The sequence below is a fragment of the Erwinia sp. genome (assembly GCF_031978025.1).
GTDB lineage: Bacteria > Pseudomonadota > Gammaproteobacteria > Enterobacterales > Enterobacteriaceae > Erwinia.
In genome coordinates, this window is the sequence record NZ_DALZCD010000266.1 from 1 (window position 1) to 5997 (window position 5997).

At 55.4% G+C, this 5997-nt stretch carries 6 protein-coding genes; 3 read left to right on the top strand and 3 right to left on the bottom strand.

What is annotated here, in order from left to right; all coding sequences use genetic code 11:
- Window positions 1-190 precede the first annotated feature (190 nt).
- Together nuoM and nuoN are read left to right on the top strand one after the other, a co-directional pair.
- Window positions 191-1711, top strand: coding sequence for an NADH-quinone oxidoreductase subunit M (gene nuoM / locus RTK32_RS17745; RefSeq protein WP_312046309.1), 1521 nt, complete (start codon window positions 191-193; stop codon window positions 1709-1711).
- Window positions 1712-1717: 6 nt separating this feature from the next.
- Window positions 1718-3175 carry an NADH-quinone oxidoreductase subunit NuoN gene (nuoN, locus tag RTK32_RS17750; RefSeq protein WP_312046311.1) on the top strand — a complete coding sequence of 486 codons (1458 nt, stop codon included), beginning with the start codon at window positions 1718-1720 and terminating at the stop codon, window positions 3173-3175.
- Window positions 3176-3483: 308 nt separating this feature from the next.
- On the opposite strand, the gene RTK32_RS17755 is transcribed toward nuoN, so the two are convergent.
- Window positions 3484-4083, bottom strand: a complete 600-nt coding sequence (locus RTK32_RS17755; RefSeq protein ID WP_312046313.1) for a pentapeptide repeat-containing protein — start codon at window positions 4081-4083, stop codon at window positions 3484-3486.
- Between the two features lie 80 nt (window positions 4084-4163).
- Here RTK32_RS17755 and RTK32_RS17760 point away from each other — a divergent pair, with 80 nt between their 5' ends.
- Window positions 4164-4622, top strand: coding sequence for a GNAT family N-acetyltransferase (locus RTK32_RS17760; RefSeq protein ID WP_312046315.1), 459 nt, complete (start codon window positions 4164-4166; stop codon window positions 4620-4622).
- 3 nt (window positions 4623-4625) lie between these two features.
- Here RTK32_RS17760 and RTK32_RS17765 read toward each other — a convergent pair whose 3' ends face one another.
- Together RTK32_RS17765 and RTK32_RS17770 are read right to left on the bottom strand one after the other, a co-directional pair.
- Window positions 4626-5153 carry a hypothetical protein gene (locus RTK32_RS17765; protein ID WP_312046317.1) on the bottom strand — a complete coding sequence of 176 codons (528 nt, stop codon included), beginning with the start codon at window positions 5151-5153 and terminating at the stop codon, window positions 4626-4628.
- Window positions 5154-5319: 166 nt separating this feature from the next.
- Window positions 5320-5997 (bottom strand): glucan biosynthesis protein (locus tag RTK32_RS17770; RefSeq protein WP_312046319.1); only part of this gene is annotated, 678 nt, incomplete at its 5' end.

A 5997-nucleotide genomic window follows, 5' to 3' on the forward strand; every position in this document is an offset into this window, starting at 1 on the left:
CTGCCTCGCCCTGAATGAAAGAATGTTAAAAATTACCTGACGGTTGGGCGTCATCGGCGCAGCCAGTTTTGTCCCCGCCAGCGCGCAGCACCCGCAGCATACTTTGGTATGTAAGGCGTGCAAACGCTGCCGGGGCAGAAATGGCCAGTAAGATAGCCCATGCAGGTTCAGAAAAGGGAATCAAATCGCCATGTTATTACCCTGGCTTATATTAATTCCGTTCATCGGCGGCCTGCTTTGCTGGCAGTTTGAACGCTTCGGGAGCAAGGTGCCGCGTTGGATCGCGCTGATCTCGATGGGGCTGACGCTGGCGCTCTCGCTGCAGCTGTGGCTACAGGGAGGCTATTCGCTGACCCAGGCTACCGGGCTGCCGCAGTGGCAATCTGAGTATCTGGTTTCCTGGATACCGCGTTTCGGTATTAACGTGCATCTGGCGCTGGATGGCCTGTCGCTGCTGATGGTGGTGCTGACCGGCCTACTGGGCGTGATGGCCATTCTCTGTTCCTGGAATGAAATTGAGAAGTGGCAGGGCTTTTTCCACCTGAACCTGCTGTGGATCCTGGGCGGCGTCATCGGCGTGTTCCTGGCTATTGACCTGTTCCTGTTCTTCTTCTTCTGGGAAATGATGCTGGTGCCGATGTACTTCCTGATCGCGCTGTGGGGACACAAGGCGTCGGATGGGAAAACGCGTATCACCGCGGCCACCAAATTCTTTATTTATACCCAGGCCAGCGGTCTGGTCATGCTGATCTCCATTTTGGCGCTGGTCTTTGTTAACTACAACGCCACGGGCGTCTGGACGTTTAACTACGCCGATCTGCTGAAAACGCCGATGAGCCATAGCGTTGAGTATCTGCTGATGCTGGGCTTCTTTATCGCCTTTGCGGTAAAAATGCCGGTGGTGCCGTTGCACGGCTGGCTGCCGGATGCGCACAGTCAGGCCCCGACCGCGGGTTCCGTTGACCTGGCGGGGATTCTGCTGAAAACGGCCGCTTACGGTCTGCTGCGCTTTGCGCTGCCGCTGTTCCCTAACGCGTCCGCTGAGTTCGCGCCGATTGCAATGTGGCTGGGGATCATCGGGATTTTCTACGGTGCCTGGATGGCCTTCTCGCAGTACGATATCAAACGCCTGATCGCCTACACCTCGATTTCGCACATGGGTTTTGTGCTGATTGCTATCTACACCGGCAGCCAGCTCGCTTTCCAGGGCGCGGTCGTGCAGATGATCGCACACGGCCTTTCTGCGGCGGCGCTGTTTATCCTGTGTGGTCAGCTTTATGAACGCCTGCATACCCGCGATATGCGTCAGATGGGCGGACTGTGGTCGCGCATCAAGTGGCTGCCGGGTCTGTCGCTGTTCTTTGCCGTAGCGAATCTGGGGATGCCGGGTACCGGGAACTTTGTTGGCGAATTTATGATCCTGACCGGCAGCTTCCGCTCGGTGCCGACCATCATCGTCATCGCTACCTTCGGGCTGGTGTTCGCTTCCGTTTACTCGCTGATTATGATGCAGCGCGCCTATTACGGCGCACCGAAATCAGAGACGCCGCTGCGGGGCATGTCGCCGCGCGAGTTTCTGATGATTATGGTGCTGGTAGTGCTGCTGGTGCTGCTGGGCGTCTATCCACAGCCGATTCTGGATACCTCACATGCTGCAATGAGCAATATTCAGCAGTGGTTTACCGCTTCAATTTCAACTACAAGGCCGTAATTCGCCATGACAATAACTCCTCAACATTTGATCGCGCTGCTGCCCATGCTGATCGTCGGATTGACGGTGGTAGTCGTGATGCTCTCCATTGCGTGGCGGCGCAACCACTTTGTTAATGCCACGCTGGCGGTAGTAGGGCTGAACCTGGCGCTGCTGTCGCTGTGGTTTGTGGGACACGCGGGCGCCATGGATGTGACGCCGCTGCTGCGCGTCGATGGTTATTCCATGCTCTACACCGGGCTGGTGATTCTGGCCAGTCTGGCGACCTGCACCTTCGCCTATCCGTGGCTGACCAATTACCCGGATAATCAGGAAGAGTTCTACCTGCTGGTGCTGATCGCGGCGCTGGGCGGCGTGGTGCTGGCGAGCGCCAATCATCTGGCCTCGCTGTTTATCGGTATCGAGCTGATTTCTCTGCCGCTGTTTGGCCTGGTCGGCTATGCCTTCCAGCTGAAACGGTCGCTCGAAGCCAGCATCAAATACACCATCATGTCCGCCGTGGCTTCCTCTTTCCTGCTGTTCGGGATGGCGCTGCTTTATGCCAACTCCGGCAACCTGGGCTTCGTTACGCTGGGCCACAGCCTGAATAACGGTATGCTGCAACAGCCGCTGCTGCTGGCAGGACTGGGCATGATGATCGTGGGCTTAGGCTTTAAGCTGTCGCTGGTGCCTTTCCATCTGTGGACGCCGGATGTCTATCAGGGCGCACCTGCACCGGTGTCGACTTTCCTGGCGACCGCCAGCAAAATCGCCATTTTCGGCGTGGTGATGCGTCTGTTCCTGTACGCGCCAGCCGCTGACAGTGAAGCCGTACGGCTGGTGCTGGCGATCATCGCCTTTGCCTCGATTCTGTTCGGCAACCTGATGGCGATTTCGCAAAGCAATATTAAACGCCTGCTGGGTTACTCTTCCATTGCGCATCTGGGCTATCTGCTGGTGGCGCTAATCGCTATCCAGACGCATCAGCTGTCGCTGGAAACGGTAGGCGTTTATCTGGCGGGTTACCTGTTCAGCAGCCTGGGCGCGTTCGGCGTCGTCAGTCTGATGTCCAGCCCTTATCGCGGTCCGGACGCAGACTCGCTCTACTCTTATCGCGGCCTGTTCTGGCACCGTCCGATCCTGTCAGCAGTGATGACAGTGATGATGCTGTCGCTGGCAGGTATTCCAATGACGCTGGGCTTTATCGGGAAGTTTTACGTGATTGCCGTGGGCGTGGGTGCACATTTGTGGTGGTTGACCGGTGCGGTCGTGGTAGGGAGCGCCATCGGCCTTTACTACTACCTGCGCGTGACCGTCAGCCTGTACCTGAATCCGCCGGAACTGTTGCAGCGTGATACGCCAGCCAACTGGGCCTTTACCGCAGGCGGCGTGGTCGTTCTGATCTCGGCGATTCTGGTACTGGTGCTGGGTATTTACCCGCAGCCGCTGATTTCGCTGGTGCAAATGGCACAGCCGCTGATGTAACGCAGCAGGCGCACTGAAAAATCCCGGCCCCAACAGGCCGGGATTTTTTTTGCTCGCGATAACGCTTTTTAAGCCGTCGGTTCAGTAATCAGGTTTTCCCGCAGGCTGAACAACAGGGCGAAGTTTTTTGCTCGCGGCCATGCTTTTTTGAGTCGCCGGTTAGAGATTTGGGCTTTCCCGCAGACTGAACAACAGGGCGGAGTTTTTTTACTCGTGGTCATGCTTTTTTAAGCCGCCGGTTAGATATCTAGGTTTTCCCGCAGAGTGAACAATAGGGCGAAGTTTTTTTGCTCGCGGCCATGCATTTTTCAATCTACCAGTTCGATCCCCAGGCTTTCCAGCAGGCTTAAAGCTTCCAGCCGCGAAAACGTTGCACCAGCAATCGGGTTGTTCAGCACGTCAATCGTGAAGCCGTGCGAGGCGGTAAAATTGGCTGCCTGGAGAATCGTTCTGTTAAACAGGCTGCCGGCCAGATCGCAGTCGAGCAGTTCGGCCTTGCTCAAATCGCACTCTCTGAAATCCACATCATGCAGTCGGCACGCCAACATTTTCAGCCCCTGCAGCGTCAGGCCAAAAAAAGAGGCGTTGTTCAACAGGCATTGGGTGAAGCACAGCTCGGGATCCGGATTAAAAGCAGGCCAGTAAGCGCGCGTCCAGTCTGTCCCGCTGAGCTTGCATTCGGTAAAGCTAACCTCATTAAAGCGCGTATCGGGCATTTCCATCACGCTGAGATTGCACTGGTCGAAGCGACAATGAATGAATCTGCAGCGGACAAACTTAACGGCGGTAAAGTTACAGTGGCTAAAGTCACACTCTTCAAAAATGATGCCTTCAAAACGGGCATCCGGCAGCGTCAGGTTGTCAAAAGAATCTTCAAAGTACTCTTTATTATTGGTAATTTTTGTCATACAAAGCCTTAAGCCTCTTCAGAAAGGAGGGCAGCATCATTTATCTGGCCATAAAAAGAGGCTGACCGGGAGAAAAGAACATGGCGATCCGCTGGCAGAATCTACACCATAGTGAGCTTATTGCAACTCAGCTGTACCAGATCCTGGCGCTGCGCAACGCGGTATTTATCGTGGAACAGAACTGTCCTTATCAGGACGTGGACGGCGCGGATCTGGCAGGGGGAAACCGTCATCTGTTGGGGACAGAGCACAATCAGCTGCTGGCTTACGCGCGCCTGCTTGCGCCGGAAAGCAACGGTGCGCCAGCAAAGATTGGGCGGGTCATTGTCTCTGGCCAGGCACGAGGTCAGAAGCTGGGTAACCGGCTGATGGAGCAGGCCATAGCCTGCTGCGAGCGATACTGGCCGCAGCATGGGATCTTTTTATCTGCTCAGGCGCATCTTCAGGATTTCTATGCTCAGTTCGGCTTTAGGCCAACGGGCGAGGTCTACCTGGAGGATGGCATTCCGCATGTGGATATGGAAAGAGCGCCGGTGTGAACGTTAAAAACCGAGAAGTTTTAACCTTAATTTCCCCCAGCGTCCGGGTACTGCTTCTGGCGGCAGACGAAAAGTATGTCCATTGGTCAGAGGCACCCCGTGGCTTAAATCATAATCCCAATCAGCCTGAAACCATGGCAAGGCTCGATGCTCAATACACTGTTCTGTTAACTCTTGCAGCCAGAGGCTATGAGCCGCGTCGTGACCTTTGCAGTGCTTCGTTAACTTTGGAAAGGTAAAGATAAACTTGTCGGCCAGCTGTGGTGGGGTTAGCACATCGTTTGCTGTCCAATGGATGAGTGCTTCCTGGTCTGTGTTGCTGTAGTGAGCAATCAGGCCCGGACGTGCTTGCGGAGGAAGACACCAGCGTGAAAAGCAGCAGGAGGGTGCAAGTGCCAGCCGCCAGTGGGTACCTGAGGGCGACAGAGCAGGGTAAATGCGCAATTTTTGGTAGCCGCGCTGATGGAGTTCACTGCACATCTGTAAAACAGAGAGTGCGGAACAGAACCGGTCTTCTGCTTTTTTTATCAAGGTCAGTCCAGGCTGCGTTATGTTTCGATGGAATGCATACAGGAACCTTTAGGTGGTCTGCTGCCAACGTCCTGCGGGCAATAAAAATTAGCCGGGGTGCCTATAAGTCACTTTCCATTAAGGGGCACCCATAAAAAAAGGCGAGGAATCCCTCGCCTGTTAGCGTTTAGCCCGCCGTCATCTGGCGGTCATCTACGTATTTACGCTTATCCGGCGCGGGTGGGAAGTACTGATAGAGCCAGGTTTCGGTCAGCGTCTCATCTTTGGTGCGCAGGAACAGACGCAGGTTAACCGGCTCGACGGAATCACTGTTCGGATACCAGTCAAATAAAATGCGATAGCCGTCTATCGGCTCCACGTACAGGATCTCGACCTGCTTAACGGTGCCCGACGTGGTGGTAATCACCGGCTCGATACCTTTTGGTGCGGCCGCTTTCAAATCGCCGCCGACAAAATCCACCGCAAAACGACGCGCCCAGACGTCCGGATAATGTTCGCCTGGTGCCCAGCCCTCAGGGAAGCCGCCCATACCGGTGCGCGTCGACTTCACGCGCGACAGGTCGCTGTGAACCGGTGGCAGGCCGCTCCAGTAAAGCTTGTAACTAAAGCTATGCGCACTACCCGCTTTGATGCTTTCCGTCGGGCGCCAGAAGCACACAATATTATCCAGCGTTTCGCCCGTTGTGGGGATCTCCATCAGGTTAATTGCGCCTTTACCCCACTTGCCGACCGGCTCCACCCACAGGCTGGGACGCTTGTTGTACCAGCCAATCACGTCCTGATAATCCTGGAAATCGTGATCCAACTGCAGCATACCGAAACCGCGCGGGTTTTCATCCTGATA